We start from the raw sequence: 23,319 nt of genomic DNA, 5'->3' as shown, positions 1-23,319 counted from the left end.
TTAAAATGATGCATTCAAGCCTAAACTCACTATACGTGTTGGCGTATAGTTATTGGTATTCACACCAGTAAAACTTTCTGATGGATCTAATCCTTTACGTTTTGAAACAAGGAAAAGATTTTCGCCTGATGCGTAAACATTAACTCTGCTTAAACCAATTTTCTTGATGAAATTAGTTGGTAGGTTGTAACCAAGGATTGCCGATCTCATATTCAAATATGATGCATCAATCAGGAATCTGGTAGAGGTTGCATTGTTAAAAGTTGACCTTCCCACATCCAATCTTGGAATCGAGGCTGGGTCGCCAACTTGCTGCCACGAGTTCAATGCATCTACATGCAATGCACCACCATATCCGGCGTATGACATTAACGATTGGTAAGTAGCATCATAAGCTTTACCACCAACCTGATAATTCATAATTACCGCTAGTGAAAATGCTTTATAGGTGAAGGTATTGGTTACACTTCCAAAGAACTTTGGAATAGATGATCCAGAGTAATCGTATAAAGCGTTGTTTGGGTTAATAGTATAACTTTGTCCGTTGATTGTTCTCGTGTCAGCAGCTGAACCTGGGCTCAATGGATTGATCAAAAATAATCCCGCACCATCTGCTGGGTCTACACCTGCCCACTGACGCAACCAATACTCGTATCTTGATTTGCCTTCTGCTAACTGTTTTGTACCATCAATAATGGTTGGGGTTTCCGTTGGCATTTTGGTAATCCTGTTTCTGATCAGTGACCAGTTAATGTTCATATCCCATTTGAAATTACGAACTTTAACAATATCTCCTGCCAGATTGATCTCGATACCTCTGTTCCACATCTTTCCGATGTTTTTAGCAAAAGTGCCCGTTCCGCTACCAATACCTAAACCAGTTGACAAAGGAAGTGGCACGTTGAATAACAGGTCAGATGATTGCTTGTTAAACACCTCAAAGCTACCATGTAATCTGTTCTTGAAAAATCCGAATTCTAAAGCAGCATCAATTTGTGTTTGCGTTTCCCAAGTAATGTCTGGATTAGACAATGTTCTGAATAGAATACCTGGTTCAGCAGCATTATTGTAATCTAAACTATATAATGATCGCTCTAGATTGTAACCAGTCAAACCATCGTTTCCTAAAGATCCATAAGAAGATCTCAATTTTAAGTAGTTAACCCAGCTTGCATCTTTCAAAAAGCTCTCTTCACTGATTAACCATCCTAAACTTGCTGAGTAGAAATTACCCCATTGGTGACCTGGTCCCCATTTAGAAGAACCGTCTCTACGAAATGAACCGGTTAAAAAATATTTAGACTGATAGTCATAATTCAATCTGGTAAAGATTGCTTCTTTTCTATAGTCTTGAATATAAGATGACAAGTCTGTAGTGGTAGTGAAATTGATCAGCTCATTATTTCCATCAACCACTTGCGTGTTTCTGGCACCGGTTAAATATTTATAGGTAAAATCATAATTATTATGCCCCACCAAAGCAGTAATAGTATGATCGCCCAATTTTTTATTATAAGTTAATAATTGCTCAATCGTGTAAGTTGTAGTAGTAGTTGAAGTATTTCTTGCTCTTCCTCCCGGCGCTCCATCACCCACTATTTTGTTTTGATAATCATTTAGGAAATAGTTATTAATGTCTACACCTAAATTTTGAGTGAATTTGAAGTCTTTCAGAAAGGTAACTTCACCATAGGTTCTTGCACTTAGTGCATTTCTTTTGATGATGGTGTTATTCAATAAAGTTTCTTCCAGAATGTGACGTCCGGCATACGCTCCTGACGGACGGTTAGGAATTCCTAAGGTTCCTTGCAAGTTACCAGTATCGTAAATTTTGTTACCATTCACGTCTAACAAGAAATCACCTGTAGTTTGATTGTGCGCATAAAGCGGATAGATAGGTCCTATGTAACGCGAGAAGTTGAACGGATTAACAATACTTCCACTACCATCGGCATCAGCCTGGTTTGATTTTGTAATGTTTGCATTGATATTTAATCCGGTTTTGAACCAGGATAATGGTTTTGTATTAATGCTTACGCGGCCATTAATTCTGTTGAAATCAGATCTGATTACATAACCTTTTTCACTCAAGTAGCCTAATGAAGCAAAATAATCAGATTTTTCTGTAGCGCCACTATAGGACATAGAGTAATCACCTCTTTGACCAACTCTTTGTAATGGAGTTCTCCAGTTCAAATCATCTGGATATAATAATGTGGCATTAGGATTTAATTTACCATCTGTACCTACAATTTCGTTATTCGCAACATTGAATGGGTTGTTTAACAGAAGGCCTCTAATACCGTTTGTTGCTGCTGTATTTGCAGCAGCTAAAGTAGAACCGGTACCTGTTGTTGGATAAACTAGACTGTTACGGTAGGCCTGCCATGCTAAAGGGTAATATTGGTAAGCATTAACTGTTTCATATTCCGGAATACCTCTTGAGGTTAAACCCTGAATAACTCTTAAATCCAATTGTTCTTTTCCTTTTCTCCCTTTTTTGGTAGTAATTAAGATTACACCATTACCAGCACTGGATCCGTAAAGCGCAGAAGATGCCGCATCTTTCAACAAAGAGATACTTTCGATATCGTCAACACTGATATTGCTGATGTTCCCTGAATATTGAATGCCATCTACGACATAAAGTGGATCATTTGAAGCAGAAATCGAACCAAATCCACGAACACGAATAGTTGGTCCGGAACCTGGCTGGCCACTACCAGCATTCACCTGAACGCCTGGTGCTGCTCCAGCTAAGGCACTGTTTAAATTGGTTACAGGCCGTTGAGCCATATCTTCAGCACGTACCGTAGAAATTGAACCTGTGCTTTTACCTTTAGTCGTCGTCCCGTATGCCTCCGTAATTACAACTTCTTGTAAGGATTTTGCATCTGTTTCCAAACCTAAGTTTATGGTATTCGAACCACCTAGATTAATGACTTTAGTGGCAAAGCCAATAAAAGAGAATTGAAGGCTCTTTGTTGATGAGGTAACCCGAATGGTATATTTACCGTCGTTACCAGATGTGGATGTTGCTGTTGAACCTACAGCTTTGATGCTAACGCCAGGAAGGGGAGACCCATCGTCTGTTGACGTTACTGTTCCAACAATTGTTCGATCCTGAGCCACGCATTAAATGCAATGAACATCAACACGAACAAACTTTGTAAAAGTTTTCTCATGAAATTTAAGTTAGTAATGATTAAAAAATTTTGACTAATATAATTAAAATGGTTGTAATACAAATATTACAAACAAATTTTTAAAACACTTTTTGTGATTTTAGTAAAAAATTATCGAAATACTCTTTAGTACTCGAGCTTAAGGACAATAAGAGGTCAATCTGAATCAGTCCAATCAAACATCCAATTTACGAATATATGTTTTTAAGCAACTATTGAAGTGCATGGCGATTGATAAAGAACCGAACTATTGGCTGGGATCATATTCTTCCAATTATGAAGAGAAAAGGAATTAAATAAAAAAAACATCAACCGAACTTGTGGCTACTGTTTTAGGTTCAATAACTGATTTAAAAAAAATTATAACTTCGTAAAGAAGGCTACGAGGTCAGCTTCATTCTTTAGTGGCAGATTAGCATTGAATTGCTCAGTAGCTTTCAGGCCCTTTTCAGCTATAGCTGCTGCAACTCCTTTTTTATTTGGCTTTATTTCATAAATCGTCTGACCATCCAAAACATAATATTTGATTCGGGAATCAAAACGCATCTCGGTAACCTCATTATAGCCTTTAGTAGTAATAATATCTTTGGTCACTTTTTTTAATAGTTTAATATTACCATCTGTAAGCACTTCGTACATCGTGTATTGATCGTTTTTCTCAATACCAGGAAATCCCGACTTAAAGGTATGGATAGCGGAACCTTCCGCAATTGTAAAAGCCCGAACAGGCTTAGTAAATTCAAGTTTGTCTGCGCCACTTTTAAAGTATAGTTTATCCTTAACCTGATCGTACATGAGATCCAGATTTGTGTAGCTTCCTGTTTCTCCAGCCAGACTGACACTTCCTTTAGACCAATCTTTAAACATGTTAGGGTTTCCTTTAACATTATCTATCCGGGGCTCGGTAATTGCTTTTCCTGTAGGGACAGAAAGTTTATTGGAATTGGTATCGAATTGTGCACGAACGCCCAAGCTTAAAAAAGAAAAAATAACTAATGATAAGCGAAACAGTTTCATATAATTAATAAAATTTGTTCATGGATTGACGTTTAACAACTTCAATCCCTGTAAGAATTTAGGGTAGTTTGGTGAAAGCAGCAATCAGTTGAGATTCATTTTTAATCTCATTATTTTCAGTTGTATCACCTGATAAACCGAGTTTATTGATCGCTAAGCGATAGCTTTCTGTATTCGGTTTAACTTCAAAAATAGTATCACCAGTATTAACATAGTATTTGACACGACTATCATATCTTTTTTCAATACGTTGGTCATAATTCGTAGCAATTGATACATATTTTTGTTCCTGTTTCAATAATTTGATGGCGCCGTTATGTATAACCTCGTAAATGGTGTTTGAATTATTTCCCTCGATAGAAGGGAAACCAACCTGGAAAAGGCGAGAGCTGTTGTCGCCTGATATGGTAAATTCTTTCACAGGCTTATTCAGTACATAAACTTTCTTATTTCCTTTTACAAATATTTTATTAATTACCTGGTTATATTGTAACTCAATATCTGCGTAAACAGCATCCTCATCTCTTAAAACGATATCGCCTTTTTGCCATCCACTGGCCGTCGTCGCATTTCCCTTTACAACATCTGCTTTAATATCGGTTTCAGGGAGATAATTGTGCTCACGTTCGAAGAAATCTGGAGCATCCCATGCTGCATATCTGAAAGTTTCGGGTCCGGGAGGCCTCATAGGGAGCACACCCTGTCCTTGAGTTTGTCCAAATGCAGTAACACTGCTCAAGCTGGTAAAAATCAGAATTGATAAAGATTTTATATTCATAGTATTATTTTTAGATAATTAAATATAAGTTAATTTTTTCCAAAAAAAAAGTCCTTACAAATAGTAAGGACTTTTAAACAAAATATTATCGTGATCTGTCAGTTATTAATAACCAGGATTTTGTTGAATACCAGGATTAGCAAATTTTTCAGCTACTGGAATTGGCAAAATATAATTTCTGGCAGTGATTGACAATGTTTTTGGAACTGCAGCTCCAACAGCAATGTCACGATCATCTCTAACTACAGGAAGTTGTCTTCTTCTTAAATCAAAGAAACGGTGCCCCTCGAATGCAAGCTCTTTATATCTTTCTAACATAACAGCATCGATAAGTGCTTCTTTCGTTGTAAAAACCTGATCAACATATCCTGTAATACGAGCTTTTCTCACAGCATTAAGTGCTGTTGCACCCGTAGTAAGCTGGTTTAGTTCAGCATTTGCTTCTGCTAAAATTAAATACATTTCAGATGTTCTTACCACTTTGATGTTATTAAATCTGTTTGTAGCAGTTTGACCTGAATATTTATTTACTTTCCAGCTTTCGCGGGAGGCCGCTACAGTTCCGTCTCTTAAGATAAACGCATTATAACGTACGTCAGTAGTTGGGTTGTATGTATCAATCAGCTTGTAGGATGGAGAGAAAAATACATCTGTATTATCATCTGTCCAATAAGTACGAACAGAACCAGTGTTAGAGTTTCTCCTTAACTGGAAGTAATTTTCCGATGTATTTGCATCAGTCCAGATTCCTGCATAGTCAGTTCCGGTAGCTAATGTACCTTTAGCTGCTATGGCTGCAGTTGCATAAGTAACGGCGTTAGCCCAATCTTTAGCATATAACGCCGCCCTTGCACGTAAAGCTGCTACAGCTGGCTTGGTGATTCTAAATATATCTGTGAAAGAAGCCGGGATTAATGCATCTGCCTGAGCAAAGTCAGCATTAACTTGTGCCATAACCTGACCAAAAGTTGACCTTTGAGGCTTGCCCAAAATTGATGATTCAAGCATGATTACGACCCCTAGTTGATCATTTTCGTATTTAGGAGCGAACCACCTTAATAATTCAGCATGTCCCATTGCTCTTAAAGCTAATAACTCGCCTCTTAACCTGTTTTTAGTTGCTACCTCGGTTGCTCCGGTAGCAGGAACGTTTTCGGCACTTACCAACGCACGGTTTACACGGTCTATTACATTATACATGGTACCCCATGAGGCTGTAACATCACCACTACCGCTATCGAAATCCCAACGATATGCTAAACCGAAATTCCTGGTCGAGTTATCCACTCCCCAACGTGCCTCATCAGCCATGATCGTATTTGCATAGAACGCCTGTTGATATTGCAAATTCGAATACGCACCAATTACCGCACGGTCCAGGTCATCAAGATTTTGAATTGCAGTTTCGTTAGAGATAGTATCAGTTGGTTTTAAATCGATATTTTTCTCACACGAGGTCAGTGCTACGCTACCTAAAAGCATTAGCCCGACGATTTTATTTATATTTTTTATCATTTTGTTATCAATTAAAAATTAACCTGTAAGCCTAATGAAAAGTTTCGTGGAGCAGGATATTTGAACTGAGCAATATTGTTGCTGTTTTCAGGATCAAATCCGGTCCATTTTGTCCAGGTACCAATGTTTTGTCCCATTGCGTAGATGCGGACACCGCTAAGAATTCTTGCCTTTTTCACCCATGCTTCAGGAAAATCGTAACTAAGTGTTAAGTTTCTCCAGCGAATAAACGAAGCATCTTCAATATCAAAAGAGCTAAACTGACGGCTTGAGTTTAAACGAGCAATGTTAGTATTTGTATTTGTAGGTGTCCAAGCATTAGCCATTCTGGTTTGCTGGTTGTATGCTGAATACTGACTTGTACTTGATAAAAAGAACGATTCATTATTGAACATAGAAAAACCTTGGAAGAATACAAATAACGTACTTAAGTTAAAACCTTTATATCTGATTGAGGTACCAAAACCACCTGATGTAGGCGCTTCATAAGTACCCCAGTTTGCAGTAGATTGAGTAGCTGCATTATATACATTTGTAGTTGTACCATTAGATTGTTTCGTATTTGGATCAACATTATAATATAACGGGTCACCATTCGCCGGATCTACACCTGCATATCCTACAGCATAGTGAGATCCCTTAGGTAATCCAACCCTGATGATTGACGTACCAGCTGGATACTCAGATGCTTGACCTAAATCAGTGATCATATTTTTGTTATAAGCGATATTTGCATTCAGTGTCCATACAAAATCTCTGGTTGCCAGTACATCAACCGCAACATTTGCTTCAACACCGGTATTACGGATACTTCCTGCATTTATTGACAATGAGCCAAATCCTGAAGTCAGTGATAATTGCTGACTGATGAAGTTATTTTTGGTATTGGTACGATAAAATTCCAAAGTGGTGCGGATTCTATTATTCCAGCCTGCAAAATCGACACCGATGTTTAATCCTTTAGTATATTCCCAATCGTAGTCTGGATTACCTGGTGTAGCTGGTGCAATACCTGCAACGCCTGAATAAGAAACGCTACCGTAAGTTGGAAGATATCCAAAGTTTGATTGATTTTGTGCAGTTGCAGTTTCTCCATAACTAGCTCTCAAGATCAATGTATTTAAAAAAGTACTTTGGTTTAAGAAATCTTCTTGTCTGATATTCCAGTTGGCACCAATCGAATAAAAACCTTTCCATCTGTTTTTCTCCGGCAGTTTTGACGAACCATCATATCTGTAAGTACCTTGAACGGTATACTTTTTATTGTAGGTATAGTTTACCAGTCCGATAAATGAGGTAAATCCATACTCAGTTTTACCCCCACCAACTGTAGGAATCATTGAGTTAGTGTTTGTACCTGCAGTAATACCAGCTGGTGTATTTAACAATTTTGGATTGATACCAAAACCATTATAATTAAATAAGCTCTCTCTGTATCTGATTGCCTCTACCAAAGCATTAGCATTGATTTCGTGTAATCCCCACGATTTTCCGTAGGTTAATCCAGAAGTGGATGTTAAATTCAAGATTCTGGTAACATTGTTACCATATGAACCTTGATTACCGTTTTGTACAGCAACCCCTGCATGCGATCCTGGAAAAATACTTCTTTCCTGAACAGTTTGACGATAATCTAAACCTAAGTTTGTAGTTAATTTCAAACCATCGTAAAGGTCATAAGTCGCATTAGCAATTACTGTAGACTTAATCTGATCTGTTTTTAACGTACTATTGTTTAAACGATCTAAGGCATTAGAACCTAACCGGCTATCAGCTAGTACACCATTAGCAGAAGTAAATGGATTAAAGGGTCTGAAACCGTTTGTGGTATTGTTAGACGTTAATATTTTACCATCAGGCCCATACGGGTTTTCCCATGGTAACGCCAGGTAAACGGCCGCAAATGGATTTGCTAATGTTACACTCGCTTCTGATTCAACAAAATTGGATTTCGACCAGCCAAGGTTACTTTGAAGTCCTAAATTTAGGCGTCCTGATGTGTGGTCAACATTTAAACGCATTGTATATCTTTCCAGGTTAGAACGTAAAGCAATACCTTCCTGATCATAGTAGTTGAAGCTTGAAAAGAATCTTGTCTGCTCCGAACCGCCAGAAGCGGTTACTTCATGTTGTTGAAATTTTCCATCTCTGAAAAAGATATCGTCCCATTTAGTATTAATATTAGTCAGTGAATCTCTGATTGCAGCTCTTCTTGCAGCCGTAAGTGTAGATGCAGTGTTAAGCGCCGAATAAGTCCAACCGGCTCCTGCTCTACCTTGTTCCTGTAATGCCAAAAGTTGTGATGAATTCATCATATCAAACTTAGCACGGGTTCTTAAATCAATACCACCCTGCACATTATAACCAACTTTAACTTTTCCGGCAACGCCTCTTTTTGTTTTAATAACAACTACGCCGTTACCACCTCGTGAACCATACAATGCTGTCGCCGATGCATCTTTTAAAATACTTATCGACTCATAATCGTTAGGATTCATTGTTGAAAATGTAGCTTCATCAACAGCAATTCCATCAATCACATATAATGGGGTTGAACCACCGCTGATTGAATTTGATCCACGAATTCTGATACTTGCATTTGATCCAGGTTGTCCAGTACCAGATAGAACATTCACACCTGGAGCCTGTCCTTGCAGCCTTGTGGTAAAGTTTGGCTGTGGAATGTTCGCAATTTGGCTGTTAGTGATAACAGCAGCAGCACTTACGTTTCTTACTTTAGATGTTTGTGTGTAGCCGGTAACAACGATATCTGATAAAGTGTTATCATCGGCTACTAATGAAATACGATAGCTACTTGATGATGTAATGGCCACTGTTTGATTAACATATCCGATATAAGAAATGGTCAAATTTTTAGCATCGGCTGTGGTGTTTAGTGAGAAATTACCGCTTTCGTTGGTTACGGCGCCCCCTTGTGAGCCTTGTACTCTAACAGTTACTCCAGGAATTGGCTTACCATCTGCCTTATCCGTAACTGTACCTGTAATTGTTCGGTTTTGTGCCCATGCAGATCCAGCAATAAGCAGTAACACGAACAAACTTTGTAAAAGTTTTTTCATGAAATTTAAGTTAGTGATGATTAATTAGTTTTAAACCTTAAATATAGAACACAAAAAAGTTACATTAACAATTTTTAACAGTTTCTGTTTTAAAGATTATTTTCAGATGACACTAATTTCTTAGTTATTCGTTATTAGAATACCAGATTAAAATAACATTAGTATTTGGTAATATCTGTTTATTAAGGGTATTCTTTTAAATGAAAATAAACTTAATTATGCTTTTACCTACTTTAGGAAACTATTAATTAAAAAGGATCACAAAAAAAGGCTGTCCTAAAAGAACAGCCTTATGATATTTAAATGAAATGAAACTACCTGGTTCCACCAGCCCACCAAACCGGAACTGAATAAACATATTGCCCATCGCCATATGCCGATTGAATGTTCGGATTAGTAGTGGTGTCATCACTTCCATATGGTAAGCGAAGAGGAAAAGCTTTGGTATTTTTAAACTCGATAAGGTTTTCGCCTAAACCTTTCAGTCTGCGGATATCGTTATAAGCTTCAGTAGATTCTCCAGAAGCGCCAAAGAAGGCAAGATACTTTTGATTCATAATCTCGCTCAATGGATTGGCTGTTAAGCGTGGAAGCACATTGGTATCAAAATAGGTGCCCGCTTCAGTAGCAGTAATTGCCGAAGTGGTTTCTGTTAAACCACCATAGCTGTTTACAGTTGGAGAGTTTAATGCTGCATTTACATTCACTTCTGTGTTGGCGATTGCTGCCACTACAGCCGATTTCAATACCGGAGAAATAGTTGCTGCGCTATTGCCTAACCTTGCCATAGCTTCAGCTTTCAAAAACAATAACTCATGATAGCTCAGCAAGAGCGTAGGAGCAGTTTGAGAGAACATGAAAATCGACGTGTTATAAAAATACTGAATCTGATCATTAGCACCATTTGGAGCCATTAAATTATAAGCATTACTACCTGTGGTAACAGCACCAAGTTGATTCCAATCTTTATCTACAAATTCACGACGTAACCTTGGATCGTTCCTGGCAATCAGTTTATCAACCAAACTTCTGCTGGCTCCCAAACCATCTCTGCTCCATTGAAAGTCGAACGTAGGATTTAAGTTGGTGGCATCATACTTTGAAAAAGCAGCCTGATCGGCGGCTGAAGCAAAGGATAAATTAACATTGTCAATTACCTTTTGCAAATCAGCACTCGTAGCAGCAGAACGCTTAAGCAAATGCATGGTATATCTGGCCTTCAAACCGTAGGCAAACTTCAACCACTTAGAAGCTACCCCTCCGTAAAGCAAATCCTGAGCACCTGCAGCAGAAAGATCTTTTTTCTGTAAATCAACAATGGCATCATCAAGGTATTTTATTACATCGGTGTAAATTGCTTCCTGCTTATCTATTTTAGGATTAATATAGGTTTTGTAATCCCCGGCTTGTGTCCACGGAGCATCACCATATAAGTCTGTAATCAAGGCAAGATTATAAGCGGCCATCACCTCCGCCATACCTTTTGTTACATAATTACCAGCCTCAGCACCGTTATCTGAACATTTAGAAATGATTAATTTAGCATTTTTTAATGTTGTATAAAGCGATCCCCAGGGATTATTGAAAGTAGAAGCGGCAGTAGGCTGTGTAATACGCATCTCTGAATAATACATCTGGTTATGCACCCCAACTTCATGCTCAACGTAGGTAGAAACATATGTGTTAACATCGCCACCTGAATTTGAAAAAGCAGTTCTGGTAATCACATCAGTCAGGATAAATTTAGCCTGTACATCGGTTGGATGATTCACATCCTTGTTTATATCATCCAAAGTATCCTTTGAACAACCGGCCAAAATGATCGGAGCGACCAACAGCCATGTATATTTTTTAAATTCTGTAATAACTTTCATCTGAAAAAAGATTAAAATTTAACATTTACACCAAAACCATAACTAGATGTTCCCGGTAACGAGAAACGTTCGAATGCACCCGCCATGTTGGTGTTACCTTGTGAAGTTTCCGGATCGATACCTTTAATTGCAGACCAAACCAGAATATTTCTTGCAAAAGCACTTAAGTTAACCTTAAGTCCTTTTTTCTCATAAACGGGATAGCCTAAAGAAACTTCTCTTAATTTCACAAATGAGTTATCATAGATCATGGACTCAGAAATGGAGTTCAGTTGTGTAAAATATGCCTGAGCGTTTTCGCCTTTTATGCTGATATCATTGGTTGCATAAATAGGGTTTCCACTAGAATTAGTACCAACAACTTTAACTGCAGCTTCAGGGAACATAAAGGTGGTTCCGGCTTTACGTACATCAGCCGAATACTGACTTGTACCATAGAAGTCTAACAATCCTGATGTCCCGCTGTACATCTGTCCACCCTGTTTCCAATCTAATACAGCACCAATTCTCAATTTATGAATAGTGAAAGTTGTATTGAAGCCTAGTAAAAAGTCTGGAGAAACCCGGCCGATAACCGTTTCTTCTCCGGCTTGAGGGAAACCATTGCTATCTACCACAATCTGCCCTGCATCATTTCTTAGATAAGATATACCATAAATGGTAGGGAACTTTTCACCAATACTAGCTCTTACCTGTGGTTCAGTAAAACCGCCCAAAAAGATACTGTTGACGCCAGGTGCTAACGCATCAACATAGTTGTCGATTTTTGAAAAGTTGAAAGCGAAATCCCAGGTGAACTTATCTTTATTAATTGGCCTGAAGCCCAATGTTATCTCGTGTGCATTCGTGTGGATAGAACCACCGTTGGTAACTAACGATGACGAGCCGGTTGAGCCTGCCAATGGCACCGAGAAAATCTGGTCTTTTACATTTTGACGGGAGAAGGTATAGTTTAATGTTGCAATACCTCCAAAGAAAGTCAAATCAGTACCAAATTCAAATGAATTGGTATTTTGAGGCCTTAAATTTGGATCATAAACAGTTGCATCAGGTGTGTAAGCTGAAATTCCGCCAATTGGATAGATGATAGGGGTACCTGAAGAAAAGCCCCCGCCATAGGTAGGAACTGAATAGTAAGAATCTAAATAGGTACCTGCCTGACCTACCTGCGCAAAAGATGCACGAAGTTTACCATAGGTAATCACTTTATTTTTCAAAGCGGGTAATTCTGTAAAAATCCAGCTCAATGATGCTGATGGATAGAAATAAGAGCGGTTGTTGCTTGGCATAGAAGAAACCACATCGTTACGACCGGTTACGTTCAAATAAAGCATATTCTTATAAGCTAATGATGCATTAGCAAAAGTTCCAAAAGTTCTTCTTTTTAAGTACTGCGATGATGCACTGTAAGTAGAGGCATTATCGATATGATTGAAACCAGAGAAATTGAAATTCGATCCATAAGCATAATTGTATCGGCTGTCTCTGTTTAAAAACTCATTACCTACTAACGCATCGAAAGATAAATCGCTATTAATCTTCCAGTTATAGGTAGCTGTTAAAAGTGAATTCAATTCGTTTACAGTATAACTGTACTGAGATATTTCACCTTTAGCATTTGCATGACCATAGCCAAATAAATCAACATAATTAGTGGTATATGAATCCGCACCCAACTGGTACTTCACCGTAAGTTTTTGGTTATTGGTACCTAGACCGCTGGAATACTGAACATAAGTACTACCAAAAAAGCGTTGGTTTTTCTCTAAAAACTGATTGTTTTTCACTGCCCAGTAAACACCATCAAAGCCTGACGTTCCCCTGTAAGTATTCTGAGTATAAGGATCGCCCAAAACATTGGATGGAATTCCGGCAAGATCATAACTTGCGGGTGCACCATACAAAGTAGCAACAATTCCATTATTAGCCGACGACTGTTTCGTAATTTTAGAGTTTACTAAATTCCCCGTAAATCCGGCTGTAAAGTGCGAACTCAAAATAGCCTCACCTGAAATTTTAGCATTATACCTGTTTAAACCAGTGGAAGGAATAGTTCCGTTAGAATTCGTATTTCCTAATGTAACTGCATAGCTTCCTTTTTCCAAAGCCTGTACAACATTTATGGAATTGGTATAGGTATGTCCTGTATTAAAAAAGTCGTCAACATTGTTATATGTTTGAGGAGTAGCCCATGGATCTAAACCTGCTGCAGCTCTTTGTGGAACATAATACTTTCCGGCAAACGCTGTACTCCCGTTAGTGTAGGTATTGTTTGTGTTTCCACCGTAAGTAGCATCATTAGCAAGATCGCCCACCAATGGCCCCCATGAAGTAGATGCAGATGGGGCAAACTTCCCAGCCGAACCTTGTGCGTATTCAGATTGAAAATCAGGCAATACAGAAACTTTATCAAATGTTACATTGGTGTTGTAAGTAATAATTGGTTTACCCTTAGCAGCACCTTTGCCACTTTTTGTAGTGATAATGATTACACCATTATTTGCTCTCATACCATACAAAGCTGAAGCTGCCTGACCTTTTAAAATATTGATGGTTTCAATATCATTTGGGTCGATGTCGACACCTCTGTTTGCATAATCTGAACCGGTTACAGAATTACCCGTACCGATATCAACAGCCGAATTAATTGGCAAACCATCAACCACGTAAAGCGGCGTATTATCACCCGTAAATGAACGGGACCCCCTGATGGTCACCTTTGCTGAAGCGCCAGGCATACCTGATGATGGGGCTACCTCTACTCCGGAAACTTTACCCTGTAAAGACCCCGCCAGACTCGTATTTGCTGCGCTGGATAATTGCTCTGAATTTAAAGATTGGGTAGAATAACCTAACGATTTTTTGTCTTTTGAAATACCTAAAGCAGTTACAACTACCTCATTAAGGACTTTCGAATCAGACACCAGCACAACGTTAATGGTACCGGAAGTACCTACTCCTTTTGACTGAACTACATACCCGATATAGGTATATTCTAATGTATTCGATGCAGAAGGAACTTTAATGGAGTATTTTCCATTTACATCAGTAACGGTACCCACAAGAGTACCTTTAACCCTGATACTTACCCCCGGAATAGGAAATTTGTCATCCGAAGAAGTAACTGTACCAGTAATTGTTCTGTCTTGAGCCAGTGCGGTAGATGCAGCAAACAAAAGGATGAACAAACTTTGTAGTAGTTTTTTCATTTAATTTAAGTTAATGATAGAATAAATTATTGGGGGGCGAATATAGACCAATAAAATTTTCACCTCATTAAACTTAACAAAGTTGTTTCTTAAATATTATAGTGAAATGACATAAATCACTACAGCTTTATTCTTTAAGAGAGTGGAATAACCATTTGATTTGACGTTAAATTATGCAGCCCAATAAGATATGGGGCTTTTGAAGACAGTAAAAGACAATTACAATATCATAGCGTATCATAAAATGTCAGAAGCTTTATCATCCCGTCATTTGATTTTAGATCAAGCCTATTCTCTTTGATATATTTTAATAACTGATCAGCTTTCCCAAGAAAGGCAATTATTGATTTTTCGTTTTTTACCTTTACAGGCTTATTGTCCTCCTTTACCAGGTAATAAGCAGTTTCATCAGCAACCTTCTTCTCAACAGACGCGGTATTGTAGCCTTTACTTTCGAGAATTACCTTAGAAACTTTTTTTAGAAACTTTGCCTTCCCGTCGTAAATCACATTATAAAAGGTCTTATCCGTAAATTTATCAACCGGAACAAAGCCATTTTTATATAGCTCTTTTGTACCGCTAATAAGAAACTCTTTAGGCTGATCCTTAAATTCATACTCACCTCCGTCAGTACCTTTCAACACCAAAAGATCATCTAGAAGATCATATTTTATCTCTGCAGAGGCAGGTTCTGTTCCAGGAGCAAACTGTACGATAGCTTTCTGCCAATCTCCAAATAAATATGGAGAACCTTGAAGATCACTATCCGATCTCTTGGATCTGATAGTCATACGATCTCCACCCATCACTACGTTACGATAAACCTGAGCCTGAGATTCAAAGAAAATGAAGATCACCAAGAATAAGAAAAGCAGTTTTTTCATAAAATTAAGAATTTAGGTATGTCAAATTTAAAAATAAAAACCCGCTAGTCAGCGGGTTTTTATTTTTACTGTCTCTCTTTCAAATATTTCCAAACTTCATTCCATGTTGTCCTCACACTTGGAGCAGTTGGAACAGAACTAGGTTGAATCATATTATACTTCACAGTCATCGTCTTTGTTGAGGCATCATATGCATTTACAGTTCCGGTAGGATCCAAACGCGCAGAACGGGTATTTGATGCTGGCTGACCATAATAATTAGTAACTCCAATAACTTTATCAGTTGCTGGATCGAATTCAAATATTGCTGAAAACGATCCATAGTTGCTATAAGTTGTTCCTGAAGTAATTGGTGTGAAATATCCGCCGAAAAAATAATTATCGTAAGCTGCACACTTTGTTGGAGAAATGGTTCTTAATTCAAGTTGATAAGGTGGAGTAGTAAAAGTATTCGCAGCAGAATTAACAAAAATAGAAAAGTGACTTAATGTAGGGCTAACTACATCAACCATTGAACCAGAAACATCGTAAACACCATCGTACTTATTCTTAATACTGAGTAAAACCATGATCGTATCGCTGGTCGCCACAGTTTTCTTAATGCCTCCCCAATCAGTAACACGAAAGGCTAAAGCATACTTCTTTGAAAGATCAACCCAATTACTACCATTGATATTCAATTTGAAATTCTGAGAAAATACACCTGGAGCAAAACTTACATTATATCCTGTAGCTGTTTTAACATATCCTGCATCACCACCAAAGGTATAAACAGATGATGGTAATTCTTCGAACGAATCACCGTGATCGGTGTTATATTTAGTAATAATACCTGCATTTTGCTCAATCTTAATCGTAGCAGATTGCTGTAAATCTGCAGAACTGGCTGCATCTCTACGGATACTGAATAAATGAACTTTAGCCTTTGTTTCTGTAAAAGGGGTAAAAAACAACTTAATTTCTCTCCCTTCAAGTACTTTGAAATGAGTGGTTCCACTTTCGAGAGTCTCATCCCCCTCAAATGCATCCTTCCTGCAGGAAATGGCCGTTATTGCAACAAGCAATACGATACCTGTATATTTTAAAAAATGATTTTTCATTTTAATTATTTTAAATGTTGACAATTATTGATCCCACCAAATTTTCGCATCCTGAGTATTCCCTCCAGGCAAGCGCGCAATCGCAGCGTCGTTAGCTGCTTTATTTGAAGTTTGTTCAGTCGGAGAATACGCTATCCTCCTTGGAATTTGCTTCGAGGAGTTGACTGCTGCAACAGCTGGAGTAAGAGCTGGAAAACCGGTCTTTCTCCAAATATTCCATCCTTGCTGTCCATCAGGATAACTGGCAAGATAACGCTGAACAGAGATGTTACGCACATTATTTGTTGCGCCAACTGCCCCAACTGCTACCGAAGAGCCTGCTAAGTATGCAGAGGATGGCGCTGCCACTCCCCACTGCTCGTGCGAAAGTGCAATCCCTTGAGCATAAACTGTAGCAAGGTTTTCAGTAGTCCATCCCAGATTCGCTGCCTCCGCTCTTGCCAGGGTAACTTCCGCAGCTGTTAAAATAAACATTGGACTGGTCTCAACACGTTTATCTCCGCGTAGTACACGTGCCCAGGTTGGATTATTATTGGTAAAACCCTCAGTTGTCGCCTTATCACCACCATAAGGAATTCCCACATTAGAGGTTGATACATTTCCAGATTGCTCACTTGCGCCTCCGAATACCGCTTGTCTGACATCACCTAAACTGGCAGTCAGGTCAGTCATTGTTTTGCTTTCTCCATAATCTTTACGACCATTATAGCCATTCCAGATCGTATTCTTAAAATTGGCGTTGAAAGTAATTTGAAGATTCTGAGCATTTGTGGTAATAACGCCCCCCGCATCTGCTAAAGCAGCTTTGAACTGTGTAGCCGCATAGTCACTCGCGCCTGGGTATTTCTTTGATAGCTGAATACTCATTATTATCCTTAGTGAGTTGGCTACTCTTCTCCACGAAGCTGCATCACCATTATAGATTACATCTCCGGTAATCGCAGAACCATCAAATGATGTTGCCGCAGATGTTAATGCCGTAATCATACCTTTATATATTGCCTCTTGAGTATCATAAGCAGGTGCATTTACAGCAATACCTTTTAAAGCCTGACTGTAAGGTACATCTCCCCATTGATCTGTAATTTGCCAGAAAACATACTGCTGCAGTATTTTGGCGACTTGATTTTGGTTATTGCTTTTATTTTCTAATTGTATATTTTGTAGATCATACAAAATACCGCTATAATTTCCCGTAAAACCAGCCTGGTTAAGTGAATACAACATTGCATCAGGATACTGACTTTGAGAGAAATACTGGCAATAATATCCTGCTGTTACATTAAATGCATAACCACCTAAGCTAGCGATAGAATTGGTTAATAACGCATCTACTCTCGCCGATGTTGTGGCAGCTGGATTATCATTAGCCACCCCAAAGTCTTCTATTTTCTTACATCCTATTGAACTGACTAGAAATAAGCCAATCAAGGAAGTATATATTAATTTATTTTTCATAATAATATCTTTTATCCGTCTAATTATATTAGAATCCGATTCTCAAATTGAAACCAAAACCTCTTGTCCCTGGTAGTTGCGCAGTCTCGCCACTCGTTGCAGAAACCTCTGATGGATCGAAATCTTTAGTTTTTGCATAAATCAACCAAGGATTGCGGGAAACAACAGAGAATGTTGCATTTTGAATATACTTTTCTAAACCAAGTTTTTTCACCGGGATGCGATAGCCAATGGCTACCTCACGAAGTTTGATGAAAGTTAAATCATAAATATAATCATCGAAAGTTTTTGAATTATAAAGTCCTTGATAATAATCGATTGCACTTAGGTAATAGGTTTTTGGTTGACCAGTTGTTTGATCTACTCCGTCTACTCTAACGCCACCACCATCTGCTGGAGCATCCCTTACCGAAACACCTTTGTCATTTAATGCTGCAGTACGGGCAGTTAAACCACTATATGATCCCCACATATTTGAAAGTGAAGCAAACTTACCACCAAATTGATAATCGATATTTGCATTTACTTCGAAATCTTTAAACAAAACAAATGAGTTTTGCAAACCGCCAGTATGCTTTGGAAGCACGCTACCGAAAAATACATTGGGATCATTAACAAAATGTCCATTAGCATCTAACAAAGGTACACCATCAGCATTTCTTTTTTTACCATTTCCGTATAGCTGCCCCCACTGCATGCCTTCTTCATGTACCAGATAGGGCATCGTTGTTCCCCAAACTCCCTCTACAGGTATTCGGGTAACTGCATATTTTTTACTGATTTCAACAACTTTGTTATCAAGTAAATTAGCATATGTAGCTGAAATATTCCAGCTAAAGTTTGGAGACCGCATTGGAACTCCAGATAATTGGAACTCTAATCCCTTTTTATTAATCTGTCCAATATTGGTTACGATTTGGGTAAAGCCAGATGCAGCGTTGATCGTGATTGGTCTGGGATAATTTTTTTCTGTAGCATCCCAATAAGTTGCAGCTAAAGACAATCTATTTTGTAAAAAGGCTAAATCAATACCAAATTCATAGTTAGAAGATGTTGCTCCGGTAATGTCGGGATCGACTAATTGATCAGGAGTTGTCATTAACAAGTTACCATTCCATTTTAGGGAATTGACGCCGTAGGCAAAACCTGGATAAACGTAAGCACCAAATCGACCAGTAGCATCTGATAACGCTTGAGGAATCTCACCGTAAGACGCTCTTAACTTACCGTTTGACAACCAGCCAAAACTCGATTTAGGAAGAAGATCGCTGAAAACAAATGAACCACCAATTGATTTTGAAAGTACGTTATTATTTACTTTAGGCAGTGTAGAAAACCAGTCATTACGCACCGATCCTTCTAAAAACAAGAAGTTTTTATAGCCAATAGTGGCTTTTGCAAAAACAGCTCTATATTTCTCTATGTATCTGTCATTTGCTACAACAGTTTGATTTACTGAATTACCTACTGTAAACAAATCTGGAATAACCAGGCCATTGTCTGTATTGGCAGAATTAGCTTTATAGTCAGCACGGAATATGTCAGTACCAACGGTTGCATCAATGCTGAAATCTTGAATTTTTTTGGTATAACTACCTAATAGTTCGTAATTCTCACGGTTAGAATAGGTATTAGCAGTTCCATAATAACCTCTGGCTTGTGGATCATTACCTGTTGTTTGTGTTCCACTGTCGTTTAAGCGGGAACTATACTTGTCTTCCGTAAAGGTAGTATTTTGCTGTTTACGGTAAGTTCCTGTGAATTTTAAATCATTATTAACTTTATAAGTTAAATAAACGTTACCATACAACCTATCTCTTTGATTAACTTTATCAATCAAATCATAGTAGGTATAGAAATTATACCAATAATTACCGGCATAGAATGATTTCGGATCACTTGCTACATAAGATGTAGGATCATTATGATTCCAGCTTCCATAGATGTTAGTACCGCCTAAACCAGGAACAGTCAATCCCCTCAACTCTTTCATAATTCCCATATCCAGATCTCTGTGAAACCATTGATTGAAAGAGCCGCTGCTTTGGCTGGAATAAGCATCATCAATATCTCCGCCAAGTGCTGTTTTAACATAATTTAAATTGGCTCCTACAGTAAAGTGTTTATTTAAATCATAGTTTAAAACAAGATTAAGTGTATTTTTTTTAAGATTGGTATTTGGAATAAGACCCTGAGTATATTGATTACCGTAAGTCATTTTGAAATTATAATTATCTCCAGCATTTGCAAACGTAATGGAGTTATTCACGTTTACGCCCGTATTAAAATAATCCCTTGCGTTATCAGGCTGAGGAGTCAAGCTTGCCGTTTTGTAAGAATATTCAGTACCAGGATACCATGCATACCATGGAATATATTCCTGTCCAACCATCTTAGGTCCCCAGCTTGAGTCATCACTATAGTTGTGATAATATTTACCGTCCAAAGCTTTCCATTCCACCGGATCGGTAGCCTTCCAGTTATACTGGATTAAATCAGCTGAGTTACCGCCGGCATAAGTGTTTTGATAGTTTGGAAGGATGTATGCATTCTCAAATGTTGCACCTAAATTGAGTGTGATTCCTGCTCCAGTGGTCTTCTTGCCTTTTTTTGTTGTAATTAAAATTGCTCCGGAAGCCGCTTGAGAACCTAATAAAGCAGCTGCAGCTGGACCTTGTAAAACAGAGATATCTTCTATATCATCTAAGTTTACGTCATCTGCATTTGGGAGTATTGTACCGTCAACAACATAAAGGGCACCGTTGCCAGTACCAAATCCGCCAGCTCCGCGAAGTCTCACTTGAGTGTTTCGACCTAAAGCAGCAGCAGATTGACTCCTAACCTGAACACCAGCTACCTTGCCGGCAAGAGCGTTGTTTACATTTGTTCCTCTAACGGTGTTCAGCTTTTCACCGCTCAAAGTTTGAATATTAGCACTAGTAGCACGAGCAGTTGTTTTTGTGCCATACGCACCCTGTACAACAACTTCAGTAAGTTGATTTGCGTCGGCGTCTAAATTTGCATCAACGGAATTTGACGCACCAATAGTCAATTCTTTGACTTTGTAACCAACATAGCTAAAAACCAGTATAGATCCGGTTTTAGCACTAATGGAGAATTTACCATTTGCAGCTGTAATAGTACCCAATGGTGTTCCTTTAACTTTTACACTTACGCCAGGAATCGGAAGGTTATCTTCCGAAGCAGTAACTGTACCAGTAATTGTTCGATCTTGTGCATACGAAGCCGTAGCCAGGCACAAGATTATGAACAAACTTTGTAGAAGTTTTTTCATAATTTAAAAATAGTTTAGTTAATAATGTAATGATGTGCTAAAAGTATAGCTACAAAAACATTTAACCAAATTTATTTTAACAATTTTTAACAATTTAACATATTTTACCCTCGATTTTGACAGAAAAAACAACTAAAAAAACAGTTTAAGACTAAATATCAATTAAAAAGCCAGGTATTAGTACCAAAATAATAAATAACTCAAAAAAAAAGCGGGAACATAGTTTGAAAAACCACCAAAATAATCAATCAACTAAAAAGTTAGTACATCCCGTCAAATAGAAAAAGGCCACTTTCAATATGAAAGCAGCCTTTTAAAACTTCTTGTTAAATCCACTTTAGAATTTAAACAGAATAATTATTTCTCCCAGAAAATCTTGTTAGTAAAAATATCAATTACTGGTACATTAGCGCCATTATTGGCTAGTTCATTTTGAGGGTAAGGGATACGTAATGGCAACTTGCCACCACTCGCATTATTTATACCGATAGGAAGGTTAGCAGGAAATCCTGTTCTACGGTATTCTGTCCACGCCTCAAGGCCGTTAAAACCATTATTCGAAACCCATTTTTGAACAATAATCGCTTCAAATTGCCGTCCTGCTGCTGTGGCAGCTGCCCAGCTTACAAGTGGTTGTGTTGATGTTGTATAATAGGTTGTTGCTGCTGCAGCCGTTGAACCTAAAAGCTTGAAAGATTCTTGAATTCCTGTTTGGTATGCTGTTTGAGCGGCAGCAGCTCCTCCAGGCAAATAACCTTTAAGAATAGCTTCTGCCTGTAAGAAAAAACCTTCAGCAGCTGTCATTAAATATGCGGGTTTAGCAAAGCCGTTATTTGTACTCGCAGGTAATACACCCGGCCCAACCGGAGAGAAGTTATCTTTCCTTGCAGTAGTTGTTGCCGTAGTTCCAGGATATACACCAACATATGTTGTTCCTGCAACAACTGGACTTACAGCAGGCCTATAAAGCAATTCAACTCTTGGATCAGCATTTGCCAGAAGAAAATCAACAGCATATTTGTTCCCTCTCGTTGCCTGATAGTTAGAGGTCTCAGAACCATTTACCTGAAAACCAATTGCCCCATACAGAGGGCTGTATTTTCCAGCTTGGTTTAAATATCCTGGATTTACACCTACATTCTCTCCGGCAGCTAAAAATGTTTTACCAGCTAAAGTGGCAAATCCAGCTGTAACTTTAGCAGCGCGTGAAGGAATCAAAGATTGTCTTAACAGAACCCGAAGTTTTAGCGTATTTGCAAACCTTATCCATTTGTTCATCGCTACCGCTGGTGCTGTAGTTACTGTACCATTTCCAAAAACAATATCACTTGTAGTTGATGGATTATCTCCAGTGGCAGTAGTATTAATAATCGCTATACTAGCATCGATAGTTGATAAGATACCATCATAAATATCTTCAGCCTTATCATATTTAGCAGTTAGCAAATCTGTTCCTTTCAAAGCTTCAGTATAAGGAACATCTCCCCAGGTATCAACTAATATCTGGAAATTATAGGCCTGCATGATTCTGGCTATAGCTTGGGCATTCACCTTACCGCTTGCTGCCGACTGAGTTTCGACATACCTAAAATCATTTAACGCATCTGCATAGATATTGGTCCACACAGTATTATATGTACCAGATGTAAATGCATACGTCTCCTGAGGCTGATAAAATGCAAAATCAGGAGATTGCGCCCAGTTACCCGCTAGTAAATTCCCAAGTATATTAAAGCTGTTATTTACAACTCCGCCGGTAGCTGCTAAAGCAGCAGGCAAAACAAGCTCAGGGGTAGTTGTAGTTGGAGTGTTTGGATTGTCATTGATTTCCAAAAAGTTTTTCTCACAGCCGCTTACCGCGATTGCAAGCGATAAAACAGCAATTCCTTTTATGATATATTTAATTTTCATATTCTTAGATTTT

12 protein-coding genes are annotated in these 23,319 nt (G+C 38.3%); all 12 read right to left on the bottom strand.

Going from position 1 to position 23,319, the window contains the following annotated elements; all coding sequences use genetic code 11:
* The 12 genes from AB669_RS13095 to AB669_RS13040 all read right to left on the bottom strand — a co-directional run bounded on the left by AB669_RS13095 (position 1) and on the right by AB669_RS13040 (position 23,306).
* On the bottom strand, positions 1-3,132 hold the full coding sequence (locus tag AB669_RS13095) for a SusC/RagA family TonB-linked outer membrane protein (RefSeq protein WP_053058398.1): 3,132 nt from the start codon (positions 3,130-3,132) through the stop codon (positions 1-3).
* 413 nt (positions 3,133-3,545) lie between these two features.
* Positions 3,546-4,202, bottom strand: coding sequence for a hypothetical protein (locus AB669_RS13090; RefSeq protein WP_047799768.1), 657 nt, complete (start codon positions 4,200-4,202; stop codon positions 3,546-3,548).
* Between the two features lie 58 nt (positions 4,203-4,260).
* Positions 4,261-4,980: a hypothetical protein gene (locus AB669_RS13085; RefSeq protein ID WP_047799767.1), complete on the bottom strand. Its 720-nt coding sequence runs from the start codon at positions 4,978-4,980 to the stop codon at positions 4,261-4,263.
* 105 nt (positions 4,981-5,085) lie between these two features.
* Entirely contained in the window at positions 5,086-6,495 is a 1,410-nt protein-coding gene (locus AB669_RS13080; protein ID WP_047799766.1) for a RagB/SusD family nutrient uptake outer membrane protein, read from the bottom strand.
* Between the two features lie 11 nt (positions 6,496-6,506).
* Positions 6,507-9,575 (bottom strand): SusC/RagA family TonB-linked outer membrane protein, encoded by a 3,069-nt coding sequence (locus AB669_RS13075; protein WP_053058397.1) that lies wholly within the window; start codon positions 9,573-9,575, stop codon positions 6,507-6,509.
* Positions 9,576-9,889: 314 nt separating this feature from the next.
* Positions 9,890-11,449: a SusD/RagB family nutrient-binding outer membrane lipoprotein gene (locus tag AB669_RS13070; protein ID WP_047799765.1), complete on the bottom strand. Its 1,560-nt coding sequence runs from the start codon at positions 11,447-11,449 to the stop codon at positions 9,890-9,892.
* 11 nt (positions 11,450-11,460) lie between these two features.
* Positions 11,461-14,658: a SusC/RagA family TonB-linked outer membrane protein gene (locus tag AB669_RS13065; protein WP_047799764.1), complete on the bottom strand. Its 3,198-nt coding sequence runs from the start codon at positions 14,656-14,658 to the stop codon at positions 11,461-11,463.
* Positions 14,659-14,885: 227 nt separating this feature from the next.
* Positions 14,886-15,542: a hypothetical protein gene (locus AB669_RS13060; protein ID WP_047799763.1), complete on the bottom strand. Its 657-nt coding sequence runs from the start codon at positions 15,540-15,542 to the stop codon at positions 14,886-14,888.
* 65 nt (positions 15,543-15,607) lie between these two features.
* Positions 15,608-16,642, bottom strand: coding sequence for a DUF1735 domain-containing protein (locus AB669_RS13055; protein ID WP_047799762.1), 1,035 nt, complete (start codon positions 16,640-16,642; stop codon positions 15,608-15,610).
* 24 nt (positions 16,643-16,666) lie between these two features.
* On the bottom strand, positions 16,667-18,100 hold the full coding sequence (locus tag AB669_RS13050; protein WP_047799761.1) for a SusD/RagB family nutrient-binding outer membrane lipoprotein: 1,434 nt from the start codon (positions 18,098-18,100) through the stop codon (positions 16,667-16,669).
* A 28-nt stretch (positions 18,101-18,128) separates the two neighbouring features.
* Positions 18,129-21,395: a SusC/RagA family TonB-linked outer membrane protein gene (locus AB669_RS13045; protein ID WP_047799760.1), complete on the bottom strand. Its 3,267-nt coding sequence runs from the start codon at positions 21,393-21,395 to the stop codon at positions 18,129-18,131.
* A 357-nt stretch (positions 21,396-21,752) separates the two neighbouring features.
* Positions 21,753-23,306, bottom strand: a complete 1,554-nt coding sequence (locus AB669_RS13040) for a SusD/RagB family nutrient-binding outer membrane lipoprotein (protein ID WP_047799759.1) — start codon at positions 23,304-23,306, stop codon at positions 21,753-21,755.
* Positions 23,307-23,319 lie beyond the last annotated feature (13 nt).

This window comes from Pedobacter sp. BMA, assembly GCF_001027745.1.
Taxonomy (GTDB): Bacteria; Bacteroidota; Bacteroidia; order Sphingobacteriales; family Sphingobacteriaceae; genus Pedobacter.
This window is presented reverse-complemented; position numbering and strand designations above follow the sequence as displayed.

What these genes read in the sequence shown, in the direction of transcription:
- AB669_RS13055 (WP_047799762.1), bottom strand. Translation starts at nt 16,642, where the DNA reads ATGAAAAATCATTTTTTAAAATATACAGGTATCGTATTGCTTGTTGCA.
- AB669_RS13040 (WP_047799759.1), bottom strand. Translation starts at nt 23,306, where the DNA reads ATGAAAATTAAATATATCATAAAAGGAATTGCTGTTTTATCGCTTGCA.
- AB669_RS13065 (WP_047799764.1), bottom strand. Translation starts at nt 14,658, where the DNA reads ATGAAAAAACTACTACAAAGTTTGTTCATCCTTTTGTTTGCTGCATCT.
- AB669_RS13060 (WP_047799763.1), bottom strand. Translation starts at nt 15,542, where the DNA reads ATGAAAAAACTGCTTTTCTTATTCTTGGTGATCTTCATTTTCTTTGAA.
- AB669_RS13070 (WP_047799765.1), bottom strand. Translation starts at nt 11,449, where the DNA reads ATGAAAGTTATTACAGAATTTAAAAAATATACATGGCTGTTGGTCGCT.
- AB669_RS13080 (WP_047799766.1), bottom strand. Translation starts at nt 6,495, where the DNA reads ATGATAAAAAATATAAATAAAATCGTCGGGCTAATGCTTTTAGGTAGC.
- AB669_RS13045 (WP_047799760.1), bottom strand. Translation starts at nt 21,395, where the DNA reads ATGAAAAAACTTCTACAAAGTTTGTTCATAATCTTGTGCCTGGCTACG.
- AB669_RS13090 (WP_047799768.1), bottom strand. Translation starts at nt 4,202, where the DNA reads ATGAAACTGTTTCGCTTATCATTAGTTATTTTTTCTTTTTTAAGCTTG.
- AB669_RS13075 (WP_053058397.1), bottom strand. Translation starts at nt 9,575, where the DNA reads ATGAAAAAACTTTTACAAAGTTTGTTCGTGTTACTGCTTATTGCTGGA.
- AB669_RS13050 (WP_047799761.1), bottom strand. Translation starts at nt 18,100, where the DNA reads ATGAAAAATAAATTAATATATACTTCCTTGATTGGCTTATTTCTAGTC.
- AB669_RS13085 (WP_047799767.1), bottom strand. Translation starts at nt 4,980, where the DNA reads ATGAATATAAAATCTTTATCAATTCTGATTTTTACCAGCTTGAGCAGT.